This window comes from Arthrobacter sp. P1_D12, assembly GCF_056406175.1.
Genome location: NZ_JBFUAR010000008.1, coordinates 61391 through 80788 on the forward strand (window position 1 = coordinate 61391; position 19398 = coordinate 80788).

At 66.3% G+C, this 19398-nt stretch carries 16 protein-coding genes; 10 read left to right on the plus strand and 6 right to left on the minus strand.

Features of this window, described 5'->3' with window-relative positions:
• Positions 1-227: 227 nt before the first annotated feature.
• Positions 228-1346: a glycoside hydrolase family 16 protein gene (locus AC1DZV_RS07800; protein ID WP_476953381.1), complete on the plus strand. Its 1119-nt coding sequence runs from the start codon at positions 228-230 to the stop codon at positions 1344-1346.
• A gap of 75 nt (positions 1347-1421) precedes the next feature.
• Here AC1DZV_RS07800 and AC1DZV_RS07805 read toward each other — a convergent pair whose 3' ends face one another.
• A complete protein-coding gene (locus tag AC1DZV_RS07805) occupies positions 1422-2090 on the minus strand; it encodes an aspartate/glutamate racemase family protein (protein WP_476953382.1) in 669 nt (222 codons plus the stop codon).
• Positions 2091-2394: 304 nt separating this feature from the next.
• On the opposite strand from AC1DZV_RS07805, the gene AC1DZV_RS07810 reads away from it, so the two are divergent.
• Complete coding sequence (locus AC1DZV_RS07810) at positions 2395-2733, plus strand: hypothetical protein (protein ID WP_476953383.1); 339 nt, start codon at positions 2395-2397, stop codon at positions 2731-2733.
• Positions 2734-2742: 9 nt separating this feature from the next.
• Here AC1DZV_RS07810 and AC1DZV_RS07815 read toward each other — a convergent pair whose 3' ends face one another.
• The 3 genes from AC1DZV_RS07815 to AC1DZV_RS07825 form a co-directional block, all read right to left on the minus strand.
• Positions 2743-3540 carry a glycoside hydrolase family 16 protein gene (locus tag AC1DZV_RS07815; protein WP_476949336.1) on the minus strand — a complete coding sequence of 266 codons (798 nt, stop codon included), beginning with the start codon at positions 3538-3540 and terminating at the stop codon, positions 2743-2745.
• A 54-nt stretch (positions 3541-3594) separates the two neighbouring features.
• Entirely contained in the window at positions 3595-4566 is a 972-nt protein-coding gene (locus AC1DZV_RS07820; RefSeq protein WP_476953384.1) for a dienelactone hydrolase family protein, read from the minus strand.
• Between the two features lie 424 nt (positions 4567-4990).
• Positions 4991-8527 (minus strand): choice-of-anchor D domain-containing protein, encoded by a 3537-nt coding sequence (locus tag AC1DZV_RS07825; RefSeq protein ID WP_476953385.1) that lies wholly within the window; start codon positions 8525-8527, stop codon positions 4991-4993.
• A gap of 348 nt (positions 8528-8875) precedes the next feature.
• Here AC1DZV_RS07825 and AC1DZV_RS07830 point away from each other — a divergent pair, with 348 nt between their 5' ends.
• Both AC1DZV_RS07830 and AC1DZV_RS07835 read left to right on the plus strand, forming a co-directional pair.
• Positions 8876-9571: a maleylpyruvate isomerase family mycothiol-dependent enzyme gene (locus AC1DZV_RS07830; RefSeq protein ID WP_476953386.1), complete on the plus strand. Its 696-nt coding sequence runs from the start codon at positions 8876-8878 to the stop codon at positions 9569-9571.
• Positions 9572-9677: 106 nt separating this feature from the next.
• A complete protein-coding gene (locus AC1DZV_RS07835) occupies positions 9678-10718 on the plus strand; it encodes a Gfo/Idh/MocA family protein (RefSeq protein ID WP_476949332.1) in 1041 nt (346 codons plus the stop codon).
• Positions 10719-10765: 47 nt separating this feature from the next.
• Here AC1DZV_RS07835 and AC1DZV_RS07840 read toward each other — a convergent pair whose 3' ends face one another.
• Positions 10766-11884 (minus strand): aminotransferase class V-fold PLP-dependent enzyme, encoded by a 1119-nt coding sequence (locus tag AC1DZV_RS07840; RefSeq protein ID WP_476949331.1) that lies wholly within the window; start codon positions 11882-11884, stop codon positions 10766-10768.
• Between the two features lie 12 nt (positions 11885-11896).
• Complete coding sequence (locus tag AC1DZV_RS07845) at positions 11897-12412, minus strand: mycothiol transferase (RefSeq protein ID WP_476949330.1); 516 nt, start codon at positions 12410-12412, stop codon at positions 11897-11899.
• Between the two features lie 224 nt (positions 12413-12636).
• Between AC1DZV_RS07845 and nicT the strand changes: the two genes are divergently transcribed.
• From nicT to AC1DZV_RS07875, 6 genes are all read left to right on the plus strand, one after another.
• The gene (gene nicT / locus AC1DZV_RS07850; protein ID WP_476949329.1) at positions 12637-13743 is read left to right on the plus strand and encodes a Nickel transporter NicT; all 1107 of its coding nucleotides are present in this window, start codon (positions 12637-12639) and stop codon (positions 13741-13743) included.
• A gap of 122 nt (positions 13744-13865) precedes the next feature.
• Entirely contained in the window at positions 13866-14321 is a 456-nt protein-coding gene (locus AC1DZV_RS07855; RefSeq protein WP_476949328.1) for an LURP-one-related/scramblase family protein, read from the plus strand.
• 14 nt (positions 14322-14335) lie between these two features.
• On the plus strand, positions 14336-16555 hold the full coding sequence (locus AC1DZV_RS07860; RefSeq protein ID WP_476953387.1) for a transglycosylase domain-containing protein: 2220 nt from the start codon (positions 14336-14338) through the stop codon (positions 16553-16555).
• A 129-nt stretch (positions 16556-16684) separates the two neighbouring features.
• A complete protein-coding gene (locus AC1DZV_RS07865) occupies positions 16685-17242 on the plus strand; it encodes a hypothetical protein (protein ID WP_476953388.1) in 558 nt (185 codons plus the stop codon).
• A 2-nt stretch (positions 17243-17244) separates the two neighbouring features.
• Positions 17245-17793 carry a hypothetical protein gene (locus AC1DZV_RS07870; protein ID WP_476949325.1) on the plus strand — a complete coding sequence of 183 codons (549 nt, stop codon included), beginning with the start codon at positions 17245-17247 and terminating at the stop codon, positions 17791-17793.
• A 270-nt stretch (positions 17794-18063) separates the two neighbouring features.
• Entirely contained in the window at positions 18064-19398 is a 1335-nt protein-coding gene (locus AC1DZV_RS07875) for a wax ester/triacylglycerol synthase domain-containing protein (RefSeq protein ID WP_476953389.1), read from the plus strand.

A 19398-nucleotide genomic window follows, 5' to 3' on the forward strand; every position in this document is an offset into this window, starting at 1 on the left:
TCCGGGAGGTTTGCGGGCTGAGGTAACGGTCCGGTAACGTTGGCCGCTGGCCGCGAGGCCCGGCCCGAATGCAGGGCCCCGGACCGCCCCTTTGCAGGGCCCCGTTGCGCCGTTCGGCGTCTGCTCGCCCATGCCTTGCGGCAGGGGCCGGATGAAACTTCCCGCATTATCCGCAGCCCTGGCAGCGTCGGTTGTGCGTGCCAGCCACGAAAGCCCGGAGGGGTCCGTTGTTCAAGAAAACACCGCTGTTCAATAAATCAACGTTCAAAGATGCACGGCCGAAGGCACGCTCCACGGCACCACAGCTGAACAAAGTAGCGATTGCGCTGAGCCTGGGCGCACTGTCCCTGACCGGCTGCAGCGCCGGTCCCACGACGGGCGCCGCAGCCGTTTCACCGGCCACCGGGGCCGCGCATTCTGCTGCGGACTCCACGTCCTCGGCGGCAACCCGGGCCGCGCATCCTGCCGCGAAGGCCCCGGCCCCGGTGGCCGCAGCGCCGAAGCCGACGGTCCCCTCGGCCCCCAAGCCGGCCACCGGTACCGCCGGTGCACCTGCGGCTCCCGGAGCCGATGCGGCACCTGCACGGGCCGCCGCGCCTGTTGCTCCGGCAGCCGGCGCCCAAGCGGCAGCCGCTCCGGCGCCGACGGCGGTAACGGCGCCCGTCGCTGCCCAGGCCGCCGTCGCCGCGACCGGCGACGGTTCCCAGGCCGCCATTGCACGGGGCTGGGGTGCGGTTGTCGCGGGTGACGAGTTCTCCAAGGCCGGCGCCCCCGACTCCACCAAGTGGAGCGTCTTCAAGGGAGCCGGACATGCCGGCAAGGGTGTCAGAAGCCCGCAGGCCTGGTCGGTTGCCAATGGCGTGGCCACGGTCAGCGGCGACTCGGCCGGCACCACGGGCGGCATGTCGGCCAAATTTGCCCAGCAGAAATACGGCAAGTGGGAGACGCGCATGCGGACCAACGCCCGGGACCCGGAGTACCACCCCGTGCTGATCCTGTGGCCCAACAACAACACCTCCCCCAACTGCGCCGAGATCGACTACGCCGAGGGCAGCACCAACACCGCACAGATCAAGTTCTTCCTGCACTATGCCTGTGGCGGCCCGAACTTCCAGACCACGGTGGCCAAGACGATCGACACCACCCAGTGGCACAACTACGCAGTGGAGTGGACCCCGGCCGGCATCACCGGTTACATCGATGGCGCGAAGACCTTCTCCGACACGAACCCCGCGCACCTGCCCTCCGTGGGCATGCACCAGACACTGCAGCTGGACTGGTTCCCCGACGGGTCGGCCACCAAGCCTTCACAGATGCAGGTCGACTGGGTCCGCGTCTACAAGTAGGACCGGCAAATCGCCAGGCAGCCCCGCGCCGTACTGCGGCGCGGGGCTGCCTTGGTGTTGGCCGAGGACTCGCCGCTACTGGCGGCAGGACTCAAACCCCTCGAAGTTCCGGGCGGATACCGCTGAGACCAGCATTGAACCGGCCGCCGTCACGGCGTCGATCACCGGAACCCCGAGCCGGCGGCGGAGCACGTCCGCCATGCCGATGCTGCTCAGGCCCGTGCTGGCCTGGACGATCATGTCGGCGCCGGCGTCAACCAGCATGTGGGCCGCGGCGAGGGCGTCGAAAATCCCGGCAGGCATGAGGAAGGCGTCGGGTGTTTCGGTCCTTCCCTGCCCGTCAATGAGCAGCATGCGTTCGCCCAGTGCATCCGAGATCGGGCCCGGTACGTGTGCGCCGAGTCCCAAAACTCCAATCCGGCCGCCGAAGGTCAGAGCCGCGGCCGCGGCCGCGGAGCCCGCTCCGATGACCGGAATATCCACGGCTGCCCGGGTGGCGGCGAGCCCGGGGTCGGAGGCGCAGCTGATAATCAGGGCGTCAGCATCCCCCGCCATGTCCCTCGCCAGGCGGACAACCTTGGGTGCCGCAGATGCGAGCGACGCTTGGTCGTAGACGCCGGACGGCTGGTCCGGAATACAGCGGGAAGTGACGGTAAACCCGAATGCTTCCTGGAGGAGTTTCCCGTGGGCGTGGAGCAGGCGTCGGTCCGACGTCGTCATCACCCGGATCAGTCCAACACGCATGGCGTACTACCTTTCGAACGGATTCGTTGGTGCGAGGCTACCCGGCGAGTATTTCCGCGTCTTTTCGGGCAGATGACCAACACAAGCGCTGCAGCGGATACGCCCCGTGGCGCCGGCGGCCGTTAGCATTCCGCGGGCGGCGGCACGGTGTCTTGTGCATGAAACTTGGCGAAAACTTCGCTTCCGTGTGGGGTTGGCGGCCCGGCGTCGTTGTAGGTTTGTCACGGTGGCCCGTCTTAGGACCCGGGTACAGTACCCGGGATTGGGGGAAGGCGGCAGGCCGGTTCCGGACTCAGCCGGAACGATGACCAAAGGAACAGCCATGTCGGTGGAGCCGTCGTCCACTCCAGGACGCCTCGAAGAACAGGATCCCGAGAACCTGGTATCCGGTGCGGAACATGCCGCATCTGCCGCCGGAGTCCGACATCAGGCCGCCAGAATCATTGACGCCGTCCTCGACGACAGTGCCCCGGAACAAGCCCGCGCACGGGAACTGCTGCGCCAGCAGCTGGCTGCCCATCCCGGACATCCGGAACGGGCCCTGCTGGAGCACCTTGCGGCGTTGAAGGCTTTGGACGGGCACCGCGAAGGGGCGTCGGAGGCTGGCGGCCCGTTGCTGCCGGAATTTGCCTCGGGCGAGTAGGCGCAACGCTTACTTGTAAACGCGGATCCAGTCGACCTGCATCTGGCTGGGTTTGGTGGGCGTCCCGTTGGGAAACCAGTCCAGTTGCACCGTTTGGTGCATGCCCACGGTGGGCTGATGCGCCGGGTTCGTGTCCACGAACCACAAGGACCCATCGAGGTATCCGGTAATTCCGGTGGGGGTCCACTCGACTGCATAGTTGTGCCATTGTGTGGTGTCGACCGTCTTGGCCGCGGTGGTCTGGAAGTTCGGGCCACCGCAGGCGTAGTGCAGGAAGAACTTGATTTGGGCGGTATTGGCGCTCCCCTCGGCGTAGTCAATCTCGGCGCACGTGGACGAGATGTTGTTGTTCGGCCACAGGATCAGGACAGGGTGATATTGCAGATCCCGCTGGCCAATTTTCATCCTGGCCTCCCAGCGGCCGTACCGCTGTTGGGAAAACCTGGCGGACATGCCGCCGGTGGTGCCCGCGGCGTCGCCGCTGAGGGTCACGACGCCGCCGCCTACTGCAATCGCGTTCGGACTCCGGATCCCCTTGCCCGCGTGCCCCGGTCCTTTGAAGACCCTCCATTTCGCGGGGTCAGGCGACCCCGCGTAGTTGAATTCGTCCCCCGCCACCACTGGGCCCCATCCGCGGACGACGGCGGCCTGCGTCCCGTCGGAGACGGCGGCTTGCGTCCCGGCCGTCACGGCGGCCGCACGGTCTATCGCCGGCGCCCGTTCCCGGGACACTGGTGCGGCACCACACCCGGCAAGGGCCAAGGCGCCTGCAGCGCTCAACGCCGCGGTCCTGCGGTTTGCGAACATCGCGTCTCCATCCGGTCGGGACATGTCCGGGGCAGGCTTCAGACAAACTTGCCTTCACACATACTTGCCAAACCAGGCGAGCGTGTCGTTCCATGCGGCCGTGGCCTGCTCCTGGTTGTAGCGCGGCCCGGTGTCATTGTGGAAGGCGTGGTCCACGCCGGGATAGATCTTGAGTTCGTTCCGGACATCAGTTTTGGCCAAGGCATCCCGGAGCGCCGGCATGGCGCCGGTGATCCGCTGGTCCAGTTCGGCGTAGACGCCGAAGACGGCCGCTTTGATGGCCGGGACCTTGTCCAGGTCAGGCGCGGGTCCGTAGAACGCCGAGGCCGCCAACAGGCCCGGGATCGCCGTCGCCGACTGCCACGTTATGCCGCCACCGAAGCAGAAGCCGTTCATGGCGATCCGCCCGTGATCAACGAAGTCCTGGGCGTTCAAGTAGTTAAAGCCGGCCGTGAAGTCGGAAACGTGACGCTGCGCCCCGGCCTGGGTCAGTGCTCCCGGGACAGCATCCGCGTCAATGCCCGCGGTACCGCCTTCCCTGCTCAGCAGGTCCAGGGCCAGAGCCGCGTATCCGGCTTTGGCGAAGCGGCGCGCCACATCCTGGATATGCGGTGTCAGCCCGCGGTTCTCGTGGCAGACCAGCACGGCCGGCCCGGCGGCCCCGTGGTCGGGCCGTGCGAGATAGCCACTGATGTCGGTGCCGCCCGAGGCGAATTGCACGGTCGCCGTCGTGAGTCCGGCCGCGCCCTCCGGGACCGACAACGGGCTCTTGGCCCCCGGCACCGCGCCCGCGGACGCTGTGCCGGACCTTGGCGCGGACGTCGTCGGCGTCGGCATCGGGTCGGTACTGCGGGGAACCTCCTCGGGCGTGCAGCCCACCAGGAGCATCGCTGCCGAGGCCGCCGCCATGCTGCCGGTGATGAACGCCACCCGGCGCGTGAACGTGTGCTGGCTCATGGCGCCGGAGCGGTAGTCGTCGAAGAATTCCTCAATCAGGTACTTCTCAAACTTGCCAAGCTGGGTCATGGCGGGCCTCCTCAGTGTGCCGATCATCCTCCTCCGAAGTCAGATGTCCGGCAAGGGTCTTGCAATGAAGGCCCCCACGCGGCCGGTGGCACCGCGGCAACATACCAATCGACGACGTCGTCCTGGCGCTGCACTGACGGGCTGTGCCGTCGGAGTTCAACGCTCTTCCGCTCACACTGTGCGTTCGATGCGATACTGCATTGCCGGTGTGCCCGTGGTCCATGAGCAGGCGGGGTCGAATGCGAAGTGGGAGCCGTTCCATCGTCCACCGGCACGTTGGCCGACAGCATGGCGCCGGCAATCGGGCCGCCGCCCTATCATCAATCTTCGCCGCCGCCGTCGCGCGCCTCCGGACCATCAGGTCCCAGCCAAGCGAGTCCAGGCGCCAATAGGGTTTGGGGCTACGGAACGACGCCGGGCGCCGCTATCCTGTAACCTGCCTGGTGGTCGAGTTCCAGGTCAGGCGGCCGCGCTGAAAGTCCGATGCCCGGCCGACGGAAACCGAGTACTCGTCTCTGGTCGGGTAACCCAGCCGGCCTCTCTCCCAGCCTAGCGACCCCCATCTGGCCCGGATCGCGCCGGTGACCCAGTGCGCCCCCGTCTTCGGCGACCAGTAGATCGAGTGCCCAACCGTACCCGAGAAGTGGTTGTACCGACCCACACCGTCCGGCGAGCCCATCTCGTCGGTGGTCGGATAGCCCAGCGGTCCTTGCTCCCAGCCCAGGGCCGCCCACTTGGCCCGAATAGCACCGGCGATCCAGTGCGCCCCCGTCTTCGGCGACCAGTAGATCGAGTGCCCAACCGCACCCGAGAAGTGGTTGTACCGACCCACTCCATACGGCGCCGCCTTCTCGTCGGTGGTCGGATAGCCCAGCGGCCCTGCCTCCCAGCCCAGGGCCGCCCACTTGGCCCGGATAGCACCGGCGATCCAATGCGCCCCCGTCTTTGGCGACCAGTAGATCGAGTGCCCTACCGCACCCGAGAAGTGGTTGTACCGACCCACTCCGTCCGGCGTCGTCTTCTCGTCGGTGGTCGGATAGCCCAGCGGTCCTGCCTCCCAGCCCAGCGACGCCCACTTGGTCCGGATGGCGCCCTGCACGGAGTGCGCCCCGCTCGTAGGCGTCCAGTAAATCGAGGACCCGCCCGAGCCGGAGAAATGGTTGTACCGCCCCACGCCGTCCGGCGTCGTCTTCTCGTCTGTAGTCGGGAAGCCGAGGCCACCGGCGGCACCGCCCACCGCCTTGTATCGCTTGAATATTTCACCGATGACAGAATGGGCCCCGGTCGCCGGTGACCAGCAGATCACGCCCCTGACATAATCCTGGCACTTACCTCCCGCCACGGCGTACTCCAGAGTGAGCGACCGGCCCAGGTCCGACCGGGGGTCGCCCGCGCCAATCGTCCAGGCATAAGAGGCAATCGGGTCGTCGGTGCCTTTGCCAGTCAGCATCACCTTCAGCGCGCCCTGGCCGTCGTCCGTGGTTATCAGATAGTAGGTTTCCGCTGTCCCGGCCTGTCCGACGGCTGTCGGCGTGAAGGTCACGGACTGGTAGGCGGAGTCACCAGCAGGGATCTTCAACCCCTCGGCGATGGGTGTGGTGGTTGCGAAGACTCCCTGCGGAGCTTTCGCCTTCGTGATGGTCATCGGGACGTTGCCGGTGTTCGTGATCTGGAATGCCCGGACGGCTGAGGTCCCGACGGGAACGTCACCAAAGTCCAAGCTGCCCGGCATTTGCAGGTGCGCCGCGCCTGAGACGGCGGTCGCGGCCACTGTGACGGTCACCTGGCCACGGTCGCTGACGACGGCGAGCGAATCGTTTACCGGACCGGCCGAGGTAGGACTGAACGTCATGGACACCGCAACCGATGCGAGGGGCTGGATCGTCTGTCCCACGACCGGCAACGTGGCGGGGTCGACACTGAGCTGCGCGTTGGCTGGCAAGGTCACTCCGGTGATCTTGGCGACGGTCGTACCGGTGTTGATGATATTAACCGTCCCCCGGCTAACCGTTTTTGTTGGGACGTCAGTGAACTGCACCACGGCCGGGATCGCGCCCAGGCCGTCCTTCGTACCGACACCGCGGACGCCAAGAAGGTCGGTCTCGCCGTCGGCCGTTTTGACCGTCAGCGTGCCGTCTGCCTGGCCCGGAGCCGTCGGCGAGAAAGTCACGGGTACCGTCATACTTCCGCCTTGTGCCAGCGTGCGGGGCAACGTCAGCATGGCTCCGAGATCGAATGGGGCATCGGCCGTAATGGAGCTGATGGTGACCGCCCGCGATGCCGTGATCGTCACGCTGCGGGTCACGGTGGAACCCACCTGGACGTTACCGAGGTCGGTGTTCGTTGCCCCTACCGCTGATGTTGTCGGGGCGCCGAAGCCGATGACGTGTCCGTCCCGGGTGCCGACGTACACGCGACCCCTGTCTGTGGCCACCGAGGAGAACTTGGCCCCTATACCCAGTGGGGCGTTGAACACCTCCTTGAGGTTCCCGGTGTTGTCCGGGATTGCGCGGTAGGCGCGCAGCTCCGCACCAGCCCCCGTACCTCCGCTGACGTAGACCACCCAAACCAAGGCCGAGGACCCGTCCGTCCCGGAGGACGTCACCACCGGCGAGCCGGAGCTGAACCCGAGCGTGCCTGCGGAGGTCCCGGCGGCCGCGAGACTGACCCCTCCCGTAGCGCCCTTCACGAGCTTGAACGCCCGAAGGTACCCGTTGCTCTCGACGACGTAGACGTAGCCACCGGCGCTGGTCCCGAGGAACGCGGGCTTTCCCCACACTCCGCTGTACGGACCGGCCATGTCCAGGACGGCGTCGGTTCCGCCCGGTCCCTGCGCCATGCCGCCCAGGTTGTCCCGGTCCAACAGGTACATGCGGCCGTCTTTGCCGATTTGGGCCATTAGGTGCGGGTGCGCGGCGGTGCCATAGCCGTCCGGGATCGCGAGGGGGGCGCCGGAGCCCAGATCTGCGTCGTTTCGGTTCAGTTTCGCGTTGTCGGCCGGGCTGAAGAAATCGGTGGCTGTCAGGTCGCCGTTGGTGCCGACGCGGAGCCGGACCACAGATTCTGCCAGGGTGGTGGGGGGATTCGCGCCCGGGCCGGGATTGGGGGAAATGCCATTCCCCGTGGTGAGCAGGATCTGACCGGAACCGTCGGACACCAGTCCCCCACCGGACTGCCAGATCCCGCCCTCGGCAATGGCGTTGCCTGATTCGGTCGCCCACATCGTCGTCTGCCGGCCGGCCGTCGACACGCCGACAACATAGCCGACGAAGGGGGTGTAGTCGCAGTGGCTGGCAAATCCCGCATAGACTACCCCGTCCATGAGCAGCAGCCCGGGGCGCTGCATCGCGGTCATGGCGTTAAACGGGCGGGTGGGGTCGTTCGTCGGCGCGCCATCGATAACGACGGGGAAGCCCGGCTTCTCAGCCCCCGTGGCCACATCGAGCGAATGCATGTACCAGTGCGGGAGCTGCGCAGTCGCGCCGTCGTCGGTCTTCGCGAGCAGGAAGACGCTCTTCGTCGCCGGGTCGTAGACCGGAGTGGACGTGATTCCGATGTTGGGAGTGAGGTCACCGCACCCCACCGTCGACGCCTGCCACGCCGGCCCGAGTTTGCGCGTCCACGTTGCCGCGCCCGTGGCGCTGTCCAGCCCGTAGACGGCGTTGTTTTCCGTCGCGGCAATCACGGTGGTGCCGACTACGAGCGGCTGGGCGTAGACCTGCCCGTCCACGGTTGCGGAGAACAGTTTGCCGAAATTCGATGATGCCACCGCCGACGGCGAAAGCCCGGGCTCGTCGCGGTCCCACCCGGTCCGCAGGGAATCATGGGCGATGGTCCCCACGTCCGCGACGGCTGCCCCGCCGACAGACAGCCCGGCGAGGGCGAGCGTCGCCGACAGCACGGACGCGCAGGCGCCCAGAAGCCTCGGGCGCCTGTGCGTCCGGGTCGAAGTTGCGGACATCGCGGCCGTCCGCTGCCGGAGGTGCGGCGGCCCACCCGAACGTCCACCGCGCAGACGCCCGTGAAAATAGCCGGACGAAACGCGAGGTTCTGTCTGATCGCGCATGGCTTGAGACCCGTTCTGACCCTACATTGTCTTTATTAACCCAGTGCTTTCGAGCCTAGAAGCGAGGGGTCGGGAGCACGCGAGTGGAGGCTACTCGACTTTTCGGGGGCGATTCCCGTGATCCTCCGGGCGCTACTTGCCTTGCACTTGGMCGGACACGATTGCCTACTTGCCAGAGGCGGAGCCGCCGCAGCGCTCCCGCCCGGGCCGCGGACTGCCCCGGCGTCGCGTTAGGCTCCTCCCATGTCGCCCGATCGAATCCTGGCCGAACTGGCCCACTCCCTGGACCACCTCGGCACGCTCGCCCGGCAGCCGCGGGACACGCTTGCCAGCGCCATTCCGGCGTGCCCCGCCTGGACGCTCGAGCAGCTCTTCGGGCATCTCGGCTCAATCGAGAGGTGGGCAGCCGGGGTGGTCCGGACGGGCACCTTTGTCCAGGAACCTGCACCGCCGGCCGAGGGCGCCGCGGCCTGGTTTCTGGCGGGCACCGCACCCTTCCTCGAGACGATGACGGGCCTTGATCCCGAACGCGAATGCTGGAACTTTGGCCCGCCGCCGCGCACCGCCCGGTTCTGGCTTCGGCGACAGGCCCACGAACATGCCATCCACCTGGTCGACGCCTGCCAGGCGCTTGGCCTGGAGATCCCCGCGCTGGCGGACAACTTCATGCTCGACGGTGTCGACGAGGTCCTGGCGATGTTCACGCCGCGGCAGCTGCGACTGGACCGGATGCCGCCCCCGGACAAAGCTGTGACCTTCCGGGTGCCAGGCGCCGCCAGCTGGACACTGGGACCTGGTGCCGCCGTGGCATTGATTTCCGCCCCGTTGCCAGTGATGTATCTGGGTCTTTGGGGTCGATCCAACCTGGCAGAGAACGCCGTCATTGAAGGTGACGGCACCGCGGCCCTGCGTGTGCTTCGGGGTCCGCTCACACCATGAGTTCCGGCATCGGGATTAGGATACGAACACGTCCCGCGAAGCCGTGGACGCTCCACGAGCCGCCCGATTGCTTTCGTGACCGCATGTTCGAAAGGAACCCAAACGCATGTCAGAGCACGCCACACCCGGCACCGCAGATCTCTCCACGCCCCGGGCCAGATGGGGAATTCTCGGCACCGGGTTCATCGCTGGACTGCAAACGCCGGACCTGATCGACAATGGCTCGGTGGTCCAGGCCGTTGGCTCCAGGACCATGGCATCCGCGACCGAGTTCGCGGCCCGGTTTCAGATCCCCACGTCCCATGGAAGCTACGCGGACCTCGTGGCCGCCCCGGACGTCGACGTTGTCTACGTTTCTACGCCGCACCCGTTCCACCACGAGAATGCGCTATTGGCCCTGGACGCCGGTAAACACGTGCTGATCGAAAAGCCCTTCGCCATGAACGCCTGGCAGGCCCGGGAGATCGTGGAGCTCGCCGAGACGAAGGGGCTGATCGCCCTTGAGGCCATGTGGACCCGCTACCTTCCGCACATGGTCCGCATCCGTGAGCTGATTCGGTCCGGCGCACTGGGCGAGGTCCGCACGGTGATCGCGGACCACAACCAGAATCTGCCCAAGGATCCGGCGCACCGCCTCAACGACCCGGCGCTGGGCGGCGGAGCGCTCCTGGACCTGGGCATCTACCCCGTCTCCTTCGCCTTCGACGTCTTCGGGGCGCCGACCGGGATCCGGGCAGCGGCCAGCATGACTGAAACCGGAGTTGACCGGCAGACCGCGATGATCTTCGAATACGGTGGCGGGCAGCAGGCCGTGCTGCACTGCGCGCTGGACACGGCGGGACCAAACCAGGCCTCGATCATCGGAACCGAAGGCCGGATCGAGATCCCGTCAGTCTGGTACACGCCGTCGGCCTTCACCAGGTACGACGCCGACGGAAACGTCGTCGAGCGATTCGATGAACCTGTCACCGGCCGCGGCATGCAATACCAGGCGCAGGAAATGGAGCGGCTCATTGCGGCCGGCTCCATTGCCAACGACATCCTGCCGCCCCGGCAGAGCGTTCAGGTCATGGAGGCCATGGACGAAGTTCGGCGCCAGATCGGCCTCGCCTACGCCAGCGACGACAAGGACCACGGGCACGCCTAGTACCGGTGCTGCGGCAGCCCCAGTTCCAAGAGAAGCACCGCCGCCGCTCACCCTCGCCCGATCAGCCCGGCCACGCGATCGAGTTCTTCATCCAGATTGTAGAAATGTACCGCCAGCCGGATCCTGCCCTCCCTGACCGATGCCACCACGTTGGCCTGATGGAACCGCGCCAGGACCGCCTCGGTGTCTGCCACCGGCACGGAGAAGATCGTGGAGCGGTGCTGCTCGGCTAACGGCCGGAACGCGGAGCCCTGCGCCGCCAGGGCCTCCTGAAGACGCAGGGCGAGCCGGGCGTTGCGATCGAGCAAGGCCCCGATGCCGAACCTGCGGAAGATGCCGAGCGCCGCCTGCTCGGCCAGGGCGGGAAACCAGGCCAAGGAGGCGTCGAGCTTCGATGCCGTGGGTGAGAGGTCCATAGCCGGTCCGTAGAAGCTCTCGGCCGGGTTGCGCGCGGCCTTCCAGCCGGGACCGACGGGCTGGATCCGGTCAAGGAGCCCGCTCCGGACATAGAGGTAACCCATGCCCCTGGAGCCGAGCAGGAACTTGTGGCTCGCGGCGGCCAGGAAATCCACGCCGTCGCGCACCACATCCAGGGGCACCGCGCCTGCGGCCTGGCAGGCGTCGACGAAGAACCAGGCGCCGGAGCGGGCCGCGACCCGGCTGAGTGCGGCCAGGTCCGCCCGGTAGCCGTTGGCCGAATGGACGGCACTTACGGCGATGAGACGGGTGCCGCCGTCGGCCGCCTGGCCAAATTCCTCGGCCGTCACGCCGTCACCGCCCGGTGCCAGGGCCCGGACCTCGTATCCGCGGTTCCGGAGCAGGAGCCAGGGGTAATAGTTCGAGGAGAATTCATTCCCGGCAACCACGACGTTCTCGCCGCGCCTCGCCGGCGGCAGGTTGGCGGCCACCATCCCGGCGGCGGAGCTCACGGCCGGGACGATCGCGATCTCCCCCGCCGTCGCCCCGACGATCTCCGCGAACATGGTGCGTGCCTCCTCCCCTGCCCGCTCGGCATCCATCCAGTCGAACCTGCCGGCGGACCAGCGCTCGACGGCCAGCTCGTAGGCTTCGCGGGCGGGTGCACAGCCGACGTTCATCGAGGCGGTGTTGAGATAGATCGTGTCCTGTAGTCCGGGGAAGAGTCCGCGAATATCGGCCGCCCGCATGGAAGGGACCGCCTAGCCGTGCCCGCGCGCGGAATCCAGGCCCTTTGCGTAGGCCGCCTGCCCCACGTGCTGGAGGCAGTCGGCAATCGTGCTGACCAGCCGCACCCCGAGGGTGACGGGCGGGTCCCAGCGGGTATCGACGATCCGGTCGAAGTCGTCGTCGCCGAGGTTCTCCAGGAAATTCACGGTCTGCCGGTGGACGGCTTCGTAGTATTCGAGCAACAGTTCCGGCGGTGCCTGCACCGCGTCCACCTGGCCGCTCGTATGGCCGTAGCCGGTGTCCCGTTTGGAGAGCGGCAGGCCGAAGCGGGCGGCAAACCCCTCCGAGGTCCACACCTGGTCCAGGCCCGCGGCGGAGGCGACTTGCGCGTCCTCGACCCTGCTGAGGTGCCAAATGAGCCAGGCCATTGAATTCCCGTTGCCTCCGGGCCGTCGGAGCAGCGTGGCATCATCGACCCCGGCCAGGGCCGCGGCCACCGTCTCACGGATCCGGCCGAAGGCATCCAGCAGCAGTTCATTGGATTTCATCGAGTCCCCTCCCTGTGCATGATCGGAGTGTTGTGCATGATCGGAGTACTGTGCACGATCGGTGATCCCCATGCTTGCATGGAGGCCGCACCGGCGGATAGGGCCGGGCGTCGCCGTGTCAACGGCGCACTTGGAGACGATGCCGGGGAGCAACACGGCCACGCGCAGTTCCGCAGTCCGCCAGGTCTTGGCAGCGGCGGCCCCCGCGCCTACCCTTACGGATTATGAGCAACTTGTTGCCTGTTGCGCAGCCGGTTCGGGCGACGTCCAGTCGCTGGGAACGCCGGGACAAGTTCCATCTGGCAGGCATCACCGGCTTCGTCCTCCTGCTCAACGTGGTCGGCTGGAGTGTGCTGACCCTGGCCGTGGCTCCGCAGAACTTCGCGCTGGGCCGCTCCGGCGTGTACGGGGTGGGGCTGGGCGTTACCGCCTTTCTGCTGGGGGTGCGGCACGCGTTCGACGCCGACCACATCGCCGTCATCGACAACACCACCCGCAAGCTGGTCGGCGAGGGAAAGGCCGCGTTGGGGGTGGGCTTCTGGTTCTCGCTGGGCCACTCCACCGTGGTGTTCGGCGCGGCGCTGCTTCTGGCCCTCGGCGCGAGGGCCATGGCCGGCACCGTGCAGGACGGGGACTCGGCGCTGGTGCAGACGCTGGGACTGGTGGGAAGCGTCGTGGCTGGAACGTTCCTGATCCTGATCGGTCTGATGAACCTCGTCTCGGTGGTCGGCATCGCCCGGGTGTTCCGTGGGATGCGGAACGGGGAACTGGACGAGGCTGAGCTTGAGCACCAGCTCAACAACCGGGGCTTCCTGGCAAGGCTCCTCGGCGGAACCATCCGGCGGATCACCAAGCCATGGCACATCTATCCCGTCGGCCTGCTGATGGGCCTGGGATTCGACACCGCCTCCCAGGTGGCCCTGCTCGTACTCGCCGCCGGTTCCGCGGCCTTCTCCCTGCCCTGGTACGCCATCCTGGTCCTGCCGGTGCTGTTCGCCGCCGGAATGGGCATTTTCGACTCCGCCGACGGCGTGTTCATGTCCCGGGCTTATGGGTGGGCGTTCCTGAAGCCGGTCCGCAAGGTCTTCTACAACCTCACAGTCACGGTGCTCTCGGTGATTGTGGCCCTGGTGGTCGGTGTCACCGTGCTGCTTGGACTCTTGGCGGACAAGTTGGGACTCGAATCGGGGCCGGTGGCCGCCATCGGTTCGCTGGACCTCGAAAACGTCGGGTACATCATCGTCGGCCTCTTCGTCGTCATCTGGCTGATCGCGCTCGCCGTCTGGAAATTTGGCCGGATCGAGCAGCGCTGGAGCCAGGCCGGCCCATGACTCCGGTTGGTTTCCCGGACCATCCGGTTCGGGTGAGGCGCAGGCCCGAGCAGCGGTCCTATGGTCGGGGCATGGGACTATTACGGCGCCGGCCCGACGAACCCATGGGTGAGCGGTTTCAAATGCGTGAGAAACTGCTGTCGGTCGGGGACGACTTCTGGATCGAAGACAGCGAGGGCAGACGCGCCTACAAGGTCAATGGCAAGGCGTTGCGGATGCGGGACACTTTCGTGTTGGAGGACGCCTCCGGCAACGAGGTGGCGCGCATCCAGGAACGCAAGCTCTCGATCCGGGACAAGGTCGCCGTCGAGCGGGGCAGCGACACCGCCGCGACGGTCCACAAGGCCCTGGTAGGGCTCCGGGACCGCTTCTCGATCGACGTAAAAGGCGGACCCGACATGAAGGCGCACGGCAACATCGTCGACCACGAGTACGAGATCGAGCGCGACGGCCATACGGTCGCCACGATCTCCAAGAAGTGGTTCCGCGTGCGCGAGTCCTACGGCGTCGAAATCGCGGGCGGCGAGGACGTCCCGCTCCTCCTGGCGATCACCGTCGCCATCGACTCCTTGACCTAGCCTGTCCAGGCACCATGTCGCCCAGGAAAAGCACCGGATCCCTAGTAGCCGCGACCCTGTGGAGGCTGTTCGGCTTCCTGACGGCGAGCGCGGTTTGCGGCGTCCTGGCCGCCAGCCTTCTGGTCCCCACGGTGGCCGCGACCGGCGTCGCCGTCAGCGACTCGATCAAATTGTTCAACAGCCTCCCCTCGGAACTGACAGTTGATCCGCCGTCGGAATCGACCAGGGTGCTCACCGCCGACGGGAAACCGATCGCCACCTTCTATGCTGAAAACCGCGTGAAGGTCCGGCTCGACCAGATGTCCCCGTACATCAAGGACGCGATCGTCGCGATCGAGGACCGCCGCTTTTACGAACATGCCGGCATTGACCCCCAGGGGATTCTCCGGGCGCTGGTGTCCAACCTGACCAACGGCGGCAGGCAGGGCGCCTCCACCCTGACCCAGCAGTACGTCACCAACGTGCTCAACGAATCCCTAGTGTCGGCGGACAAGGGCGACCAGATTGTCCTCAACGGGCAAAAGAGCATGGCCGACAAGATCCGCGAGATGAGGCTCGCCGTCGAACTGGAGAAGAAATACACCAAGGACCAGATCCTGGAGGGGTACCTGAACATCGTGTTTTTCGCCCGGGACGCCTACGGCATCGAAGCTGCGTCCCGCTACTTCTTCAACACCACTGCCAAGGACCTCACGCTGCCCCAGGCTGCCCTGCTGGCCGGCCTGGTGAACAGCCCCAGCTTCTATAATCCTGACGTTCATCCGGAGAACGCCGTCCAGCGGCGCAACCAGGTTCTCGCCAAGATGATCAGCTATGGCGCCATCACCCAAGCGCAGCATGATGCGGCTGTAGCCGCCCCGGTGGATCTCAAGATCACCCCCGGGAGGCAGGGGTGCGCCGGCGCGGAAATGGCACCGTACTTCTGCGACTACGTTTCCCACCTCATTCTCAACAATCCGGCCTACGGTGCGGATATTGGCGAACGCGAGCGGAAGCTGTTCCGCGGCGGCCTGACCATCACCACCACCCTGGACAGCCGGCTCCAATTGGCCGCGCAGGCGCAGGTCGATGCCACGGCCGGGGCCAACCCGGACAAATGGGGCGCCGCGATGGTCTCCATCGCACCCGGCACCGGCAAGATCCTGGCGATGGCGCAAAACACCGTGTTTCTCCCGGCACCTGGCAAATTCGACACGCAACTGAACTTCAACGTCGATGCCAAGGACGCCAACGGCAACGATCTCAACGGCGCCGGCGGGTTCCAGCCCGGTTCCACCATGAAACCGTTCACGTTTGCCGAATGGCTCAACGAGGGCAAATCCCTGGCCGCCATGGTGGACGCCTCCCGGCGCTCCTATCCCCTCGGGTTTCCATGGAGGTCCAGTTGCGGCAGGGTGCTCGGCGCCTACAGCACCAGCCAGAAACAGCTCGGCGCCGCGGACGACCTCCAGAACAACGATCCCGGTTACTACCGCCGCATGCGCGTGGACTACGGGCTGTACAACTCCATCAACACCGCAACCTTCGCCGAGGCCACCCAGCTCGACTTCTGCGGCATCCAGAAAATGGTGGACGCCGCAGGGATCCACAGCGGCGTGGACAACGCCCGGGTGAACATGCACCAGCTGGGCAACCTGCTGGGCGCCATCGGCGTGGCGCCGCTCCATCTGGCCAACGCGTTTGCCACCTTCGCCAACGACGGAAACTACTGCGCACCGATTGCCATTTCGGCAGTGAACGACGCGGCGGGACAGAAACTGCCGGCCGAGACCAGCGCCTGTCACAGGGCGATCAAGCCCGAGGTCGCCCGCGGCGTGAACGCCGTGCTGCAGGACGTGCTGAAACGCGGGTCCGGCGTTTACATCAAGCCCAAGGTCCAGGAGCGGTTCCCGGTCGCGGCCAAGACGGGCACGTCCAATACCAATGGCGCCACCTGGGTGGTGGGCTACACAAGCGGCCTCGCGACGGCTTCCTTCTTCGGCGACGCCCTGGAGGGCCAGAAGAGGCCCGGGCAGAACATCACCGTCAACGGGAAGTTCTACAAGGCCATTGACGGCTACATGCTCGCCGGCCCGCAGTGGGCGAACTACATGCGACAGGTCGCCCGTTACTACCCCACCGCCCCCTTCCCGGCGCCGCCGGAGTCCATGACCCGGTCGCCCTACCCGAACCGCACGCCCCGTACGACCCGCACGCCGTGCTTCCCCGGTGTTTATGGTGCGTTGTGCCGCTGACACTGGCCCGAAATGCTCCGGATCCAATGCCGCACTCTATGCCAACGGGGCCCGGAGCCTCTATCCTCTTGCCATGGGAGACGGGGCCAAGTTCCGGCGAGGGGAATCGCGCCACCGCGCGGGTGGCTCATGAATCCCGATAGCGCCCAGCCCCACGACAACTACGACGCGTTCCTGTCGAGGCTGGACGCCGCCACCAGCAGCCTGAGCACCCGGGCCGCGTCGCTGGACAAAGCAATGGCAGCCGTTTCCCTCCTCTTGGGACCATCTGAGTCCGCCGTCCGGAAATGGGAACGACGGCGCCATTACGTCGATGAACAGCTCGCCGTTCACTCCGGGTCCCCGCAGTCCTACACAGCGCTGTGCGAGCTCCACGTCGTGGCAGGAAAGATGGAATCAATGCTCCGCGGCCGTGTCCAGCGTGTCACCGAGAAGCTGGCGGTCATGCAAGGGCGCCGTGAGGCCATCGACAAGTCGCTGCTGGAGCTTGAGCTGAGCAGAATTAAGCTGACGTCGTCCCGGATGCTGTCACAGGACCGCGAAAAGTTGAGCAGCATCTTTTCCGAAATCGCCGGCTCCACCGCGGCCACAGGAGCCATTCCCGATATGGGGTTGCTGGGCGATCTCAAGGAAGCACGCGAGGCAATCATCCTGGCCGAAGCGCTCATGGAAGTGAAGGGGTACTAATCATGGAAATTTCACGGCGCGATCAGCCCCGGAAGGACATCGTCGCCCTCGTTCGCTGGTCAAAGAAGCCGGGCGAAAACCCCGTCTTCAAGTTCATCATGTCGAGTATTTTGGGGCTGATCCTGTGCCTGTTCCTGATGATCTTCCTGCCCTTCCTCAGAAGTTTCGGTGCCCTGGTTTTGTTCACCCTCTTCTTCGCCGCGCTTCTGACGGTGCGCACCGTCATGGCCCAGCAGCGCTTTATGCGGGGGTTGACCAAGAGGGTCAATGACGCCCTCGCGGAGGTCACAAGCAGCCCGGGTGACCAATTGTCGGTCAGGCAATTCCGGCACATGACCAAGACCGGCGAGCAGCTTCCGCTCCTTGTCAGCGGCGTACCCGGGCTGAACCTGCATGTTGCCCGGGCGTCAACGCTGGAGAAACATGCCCCCGAGAAATGGGTTGCGGTCTTCACGGTTGTGCCTCCGGAGAACGGAACCGCCAGCTTCGACCGCCTGGTGGCGGCAGCAGTCAACGCGGGCCCCGGTACCACCAGCGCGAAAGCGTCCTAGCGGCGGGAGCTTGCCGCCGTCGTCGTTCCAATTCATTCAGGGCCGCTGGTGGCTGCCTCCTCGGTTACGCAGAACGGGCACGTGGGACGTTCTGCCCTAGTGTCTAAGCCCCCTACGCCCAACAGTGAGGACATGACGACCACGTCGGGTCGCCGGCTGTCTCTGCCCAGCAACTTGTGGGTTGCTGTTTTCTTCCCACCCAGGAGTGCGGAGAATTCAGAGATCTGGTTCCGGGGACCGAAAATGACGCCAAGGCAACATGTTGACCGGGTGAGCGCCGAGGACATGATGTCCCTGGACGCGGACATCGGCTCAGCGCCAATGCAAGTCGGGGCCATCCTCATGCTCAGCACGGAAGGCAGCGGAGATTCGGCACCCCTCCTGGAAGCACTGGCGCGTCGGCTCGGCACTGTCCCCCGGCTGCGCCAGCGGCTGGTCGCTGTCCCCTTCGGCTGCGGGCGGCCCATTTGGGCGGATGATTCCGGCTTTGATCCGGCACACCATGTGGGCGTGATCGCCTGTCCGGCGCCCGGCGGTGAGGAAGCCGTGCTCAACTTTGCAGCCGAAATGCTCGCTGCGCCGCTGTCCCGCGACCGTCCCCTCTGGTCAGCCAAGCTCATCACCGGCGTGAGCCAGGACCGGTCAGCGCTTGTTTTCGTTTTCCATCATGTCCTCACGGACGGGATTGGGGGTCTCGCCGTCCTGGAGGCCCTGGCAGCCGCGGAAACCGGGTGGGACGGTCGCCGGGAGCCAGAGATTCCATACTCGGCGCTGCACCTGGCCGTTGATGCTGCAAGGAGCCGATTTAACGCACTGGCCCGGCTCCCGGCCGCACTGCGGACCGCAGCCGCCGGAGCCTCCGAACTGCGGCAGACGGGCAAACCCCGGGCTGCCCGCACCTCACTCAACCGCCCAACGGGTCCGCAACGGACGCTTGCCGTCCTCCGCTGCGACATGGAGGCAGTCAGAACCGCCGCGCACATGCAGGGAGCGACGGTCAACGATCTCATCCTCACCGCCGTCGCGACAGCCCTGCACCGCCTGCTCCTGGCACGGGGCGAATATGTCGAAGAGTTCGTCATCTCTGTGCTGTTTTCGGCACGCCGCCACACGACAATCACCTATCTCGGGAACCGGAGCGGCATCATCCCGGTGACCGTTCCCGCGGTCGGTCCGGCCAAGGGACGGGTGGCAACTGTTGCCGCAACGATGAGGAGTGTCAAGCAGCGGCCTCCCGGGGCCTCCACTGCAATCATCGGTCCCATATCCCGGGTCGCAGCGCACCTTGGCGCCTACCGCTTCGTCATAGACCACCAACACCTTGTCCACACATTCGTCACGAACCTGCGGGGGCCCGAACGCGCCCTGGCGATCGCGGGCAGGCCGGTAACCGGGATCATTCCACTAGGAGCGATCAGCGGTAACGTAACGGTTGCCTTCGCAGTCCTCTCCTACGCCGGCACGCTCACCATCACCACAATCGCCGATCCCGAGACTTGCCCGGACCTGACAGTACTGCGTGACGAACTTTCCAGCGCCCTTGAAGCTCTGACGGTGACCGGGCCTCCTGAGCCTAGACCCGAGCAACCGCCGCCGGCGCGTTAA

Coding starts and splice junctions, on each gene's coding strand:
- AC1DZV_RS07805 (WP_476953382.1), bottom strand. CDS start 2,090: ATGCGTGTTGGACTGATCCGGGTGATGACGACGTCGGACCGACGCCTG.
- AC1DZV_RS07870 (WP_476949325.1), top strand. CDS start 17,245: ATGGAAATTTCACGGCGCGATCAGCCCCGGAAGGACATCGTCGCCCTC.
- AC1DZV_RS07855 (WP_476949328.1), top strand. CDS start 13,866: ATGCGTGAGAAACTGCTGTCGGTCGGGGACGACTTCTGGATCGAAGAC.
- nicT (WP_476949329.1), top strand. CDS start 12,637: ATGAGCAACTTGTTGCCTGTTGCGCAGCCGGTTCGGGCGACGTCCAGT.
- AC1DZV_RS07840 (WP_476949331.1), bottom strand. CDS start 11,884: ATGCGGGCGGCCGATATTCGCGGACTCTTCCCCGGACTACAGGACACG.
- AC1DZV_RS07820 (WP_476953384.1), bottom strand. CDS start 4,566: ATGACCCAGCTTGGCAAGTTTGAGAAGTACCTGATTGAGGAATTCTTC.
- AC1DZV_RS07860 (WP_476953387.1), top strand. CDS start 14,336: ATGTCGCCCAGGAAAAGCACCGGATCCCTAGTAGCCGCGACCCTGTGG.
- AC1DZV_RS07830 (WP_476953386.1), top strand. CDS start 8,876: ATGTCGCCCGATCGAATCCTGGCCGAACTGGCCCACTCCCTGGACCAC.
- AC1DZV_RS07865 (WP_476953388.1), top strand. CDS start 16,685: ATGAATCCCGATAGCGCCCAGCCCCACGACAACTACGACGCGTTCCTG.
- AC1DZV_RS07815 (WP_476949336.1), bottom strand. CDS start 3,540: ATGTTCGCAAACCGCAGGACCGCGGCGTTGAGCGCTGCAGGCGCCTTG.
- AC1DZV_RS07835 (WP_476949332.1), top strand. CDS start 9,678: ATGTCAGAGCACGCCACACCCGGCACCGCAGATCTCTCCACGCCCCGG.
- AC1DZV_RS07825 (WP_476953385.1), bottom strand. CDS start 8,527: ATGTCCGCAACTTCGACCCGGACGCACAGGCGCCCGAGGCTTCTGGGC.
- AC1DZV_RS07810 (WP_476953383.1), top strand. CDS start 2,395: ATGACCAAAGGAACAGCCATGTCGGTGGAGCCGTCGTCCACTCCAGGA.
- AC1DZV_RS07845 (WP_476949330.1), bottom strand. CDS start 12,412: ATGAAATCCAATGAACTGCTGCTGGATGCCTTCGGCCGGATCCGTGAG.